The following is a 2,852-nucleotide window of genomic DNA, read 5'->3' on the forward strand; positions in this document are numbered from 1 at the left end:
AGCCGGTTCCGGCAAGTCGATATTTCAGGTTTATCTATCGCATTTGAGAGGAGTGATAGTTATGGCGAAAGACCTGTCTGAAGCGGCGACAGACGATTTCGATGATGCCTTCGAAGACGATTCTCCCGACGGCTTTGACCGAGGGGTATTTATGGGGGGGCGGGACAATTCCATCCGCAGGAAAATCGAAGAGCGCATGGAGCGCCGGCGCCTGATTGAGGATTTGGGGTTGGATGATATGGAGTTGGATTTTTAAGTTAACGACAATTGGGGTGACAATATGTGTCACCCTTGCTATCCAAACGTGTCATTTTGCTAAAACTTGATAGGCGATTTTCGAGGCTTTACTCTTATAACGTTTTATATTCAACAGGTTACAGTTTTCCAGCCTTTTGGCATGTCCTCTGCATATCTCCTTGCGCACAAAAGTGGTTCTCTGTGTTGGAGTCACTGAAGTACCTAAAATGATCTGGAGATTATTATGAAAAAAGTTCAACAAGGTTTTACATTGATCGAACTGATGATCGTTGTTGCGATTATCGGTATTCTCGCTGCAGTAGCACTGCCTGCCTATCAGGATTACACAATCCGGGCGAAAATGTCTGAAGCAATTGGCTACGCAGCTCAGGCAAAAACGGCAGTTGCCGAGTGCTTGCAGTCTGCTGCCAGCGCAGCTGCGTGTGATACAAACAATGAAGCGGGTGTGACTACTGCTACTGGTCTTTCTGACATTGTGAATTCAATGACTCTCAGCGCAGGCGCCTCGGCAAATGAGGATGTAAAGGTTTCGATCGACCTGCAAAATACTGGTGATACAACGCTAGACGGCGTAAATCTGGAATGGCTTGGTACTTACGATGGCGCAAGCGGGGTTTCTTGGCAGTGCGGTACCACGAATACAGCTGTGTATAAATTCCTGCCGCAAGTTTGTCGTAACGACTCAGCAAGTTTCTAATTCCAAATTGTTTAATTCGGAAGTTAAGGGCGCATTGGCGCCCTTTTTTTGTTTCTAACTTGAGGCCTGGCTTTTGAGTGTGAGCCGTGGATTTTTTTTAGCGCTATTTTTATCTTTTGCGTGGCTGCTGAGCACTTTTTGGCATCCGGTTTTTGGTCCAACGGGCTTTAATGATCAGCGATTTGTTGTTTCATTTTTGGGTTTGGTGGCGGCAATTATTGTTGTGTTTAACAGAAATGATATTGCCAGCATATGTCCAGATTTAGGTCAAAGAAGAAATTTGGCTGTCTTGTTGGTAACCTCGCTAACCCTTTCTTTATTGCTTGCTAATCATCCCGAACGAGCGATTCAGGAGGCTGGTGGTATCGCCGGTGCATTGTTAATGATGTTTGTTGTGTACCACTTTTTTGCACAGTTGGAGCTAGACCAAGCCTGTCAAATATTCTACGTGGTTCTTGTGATTTTATTGGCAATTTATACGGTCAACTTTATAGGTAGCTATGCGTATGTATTATTGAAGCACGGGTCCCCGTCGTTGTGGGTAGTATTCCCTAATTTTCCGAATCAAAGGTTATTTAATCATTTGCAGTCCATATTTATTCCCGCACTGTGTGCGGCCAGCTATTACTTTTTGGCTCGGCGCTGGTTTTTCCTATGTGTCATCGCAGTAATAGTTAGTTTGGTTTGGATTGCTGCCATCCCGTATTCCTTGGGTAGGGGTGTAGGCTTGAGTTTGATTTTTGGTGGGTGTGTTTCGGCGTACTTTACCTTTAAGGGTTCAAAGTTTTTTTATCTTTGGGTTTTAGGTTTGGTTTTGCTTGGGGGGGTGCTCTATTGGTATGCGTGCATTGATCTACCTTTAAGATTAGGTGCTGAGCCATACAGCTACCTAGCGCGTGTCTTGGAAAATCACAGTGGGGGAAGGATTGAGATATGGCTTTTCGCAGTAAAGGGCTTTATTTCTAACCCTTTATTTGGGATTGGTGCCGGCCATTTTGTGGTCGCACATGGTGACGTTGGCTCTCCTCACAATATTCTGATGTTGGTTTTATTTGAGTGGGGGTTGCTGCCGACGCTCGGCTTTGTCTGGTTGCTAAGTGTAGGTGTTTCTTGTTTCAAAACAGCTAATTTACGCGGCGTACCTCGCGGATTTCATGTTTCGGCGGGGATTTGGACGGCAGCTAGTGCATTGATCTATTCGATGTTCTCTGGAAATTGGTTGACTCCCGCAGCCCAGATTGGCTTTGCGTTGGTCGGGGGTGGCTTGTTCAGGATCTCAAAAGCTGAAACAGTTAGCGGCTTTTCTGTGAAAGCCGCTCCGCGCGTGAAGGCTACGGATTTGATGGCAGCTTTGGCTGTGGCTTCCTCATTCGTAACTTTTTGCGATGTGGCATTTAATTCGGACCTGATATCCCAGGCTTCTGAGGGAAGTTGGGTTCCTAGATACTGGTTGAATGGAAACTTTTTAGTTTATTGATGTTTGCAGTCGCATTGATAAATCCAGCGCCTTACAATCCTTCGTCAAAGTCCCTAGCGAAATATAATCCACCCCAGTCACCGCTATCTGCCTGAGGTTGGCTGAGGTTATCCCGCCGGAGGCCTCAAGCTTTGCCGTGCCTGAGTTAAGCGCTACAGCCCGCACCATATCTCCGGTGCTGAAGTTATCCAGCATGATAATGTCGGCTCCACCTTCAAGCGCCTCATTAAACTGCTGCAGGTTCTCCACCTCGACCTCAACCGGCTTGCCGGGGGCGATCTCTCTTGCGGCTGCTATTGCCTGGGATATGCCCCCGCAGGCGGCGATATGATTCTCTTTGATCAAAAAAGCATCAAATAGCCCGATCCGATGGTTGTAGCAGCCGCCGCAGGTGACGGCGTATTTCTGGGCAGTGCGCAG

Annotated in this window: 4 protein-coding genes; 3 read left to right on the forward strand and 1 reads right to left on the reverse strand. The window is 47.0% G+C overall.

Going from position 1 to position 2,852, the window contains the following annotated elements:
- The 3 genes from ABYP33_RS18335 to ABYP33_RS18345 form a co-directional block, all read left to right on the forward strand.
- Positions 1-256 (forward strand): hypothetical protein (locus tag ABYP33_RS18335; RefSeq protein ID WP_373092706.1); only part of this gene is annotated, 256 nt, incomplete at its 5' end.
- A gap of 225 nt (positions 257-481) precedes the next feature.
- A complete protein-coding gene (locus ABYP33_RS18340) occupies positions 482-955 on the forward strand; it encodes a pilin (RefSeq protein WP_373092707.1) in 474 nt (157 codons plus the stop codon).
- A gap of 79 nt (positions 956-1,034) precedes the next feature.
- Positions 1,035-2,432 carry an O-antigen ligase family protein gene (locus ABYP33_RS18345; RefSeq protein ID WP_373092708.1) on the forward strand — a complete coding sequence of 466 codons (1,398 nt, stop codon included), beginning with the start codon at positions 1,035-1,037 and terminating at the stop codon, positions 2,430-2,432.
- On the opposite strand, the gene ABYP33_RS18350 is transcribed toward ABYP33_RS18345, so the two are convergent.
- A partial coding sequence (locus tag ABYP33_RS18350) for a nicotinate-nucleotide diphosphorylase (RefSeq protein WP_373092710.1) occupies positions 2,421-2,852 on the reverse strand: 432 nt, incomplete at its 5' end. The genes ABYP33_RS18345 and ABYP33_RS18350 overlap by 12 nt on opposite strands.

Origin of the sequence: Zhongshania sp. (genome assembly GCF_041584495.1) — a bacterium.
Classification (GTDB): Bacteria; Pseudomonadota; Gammaproteobacteria; order Pseudomonadales; family Spongiibacteraceae; genus Spongiibacter.